The organism is Bacillus sp. REN10, from assembly GCF_016820555.1.
In the GTDB taxonomy this organism is placed as follows: Bacteria; Bacillota; Bacilli; order Bacillales; family Domibacillaceae; genus Bacillus_CE.
In genome coordinates this window covers 1-316 of record NZ_JADHDW010000053.1, presented here as the reverse complement: position 1 = coordinate 316, position 316 = coordinate 1, and the positions used below count along the sequence as shown (strand labels likewise).

The 316-nt window shown below is 53.5% G+C and carries 1 rRNA gene; it reads left to right on the top strand.

What is annotated here, in order from left to right:
* Positions 1 to 316: ribosomal RNA gene (locus IRB43_RS17735) — 16S ribosomal RNA — on the top strand; the annotation flags it as partial.

The following is a 316-nucleotide window of genomic DNA, read 5'->3' as shown; positions in this document are numbered from 1 at the left end:
TCCCCTTCGGGGGACAGAGTGACAGGTGGTGCATGGTTGTCGTCAGCTCGTGTCGTGAGATGTTGGGTTAAGTCCCGCAACGAGCGCAACCCTTGATCTTAGTTGCCAGCATTTAGTTGGGCACTCTAAGGTGACTGCCGGTGACAAACCGGAGGAAGGTGGGGATGACGTCAAATCATCATGCCCCTTATGACCTGGGCTACACACGTGCTACAATGGATGGTACAAAGGGCTGCAAGACCGCGAGGTTTAGCCAATCCCATAAAACCATTCTCAGTTCGGATTGTAGGCTGCAACTCGCCTACATGAAGCCGGA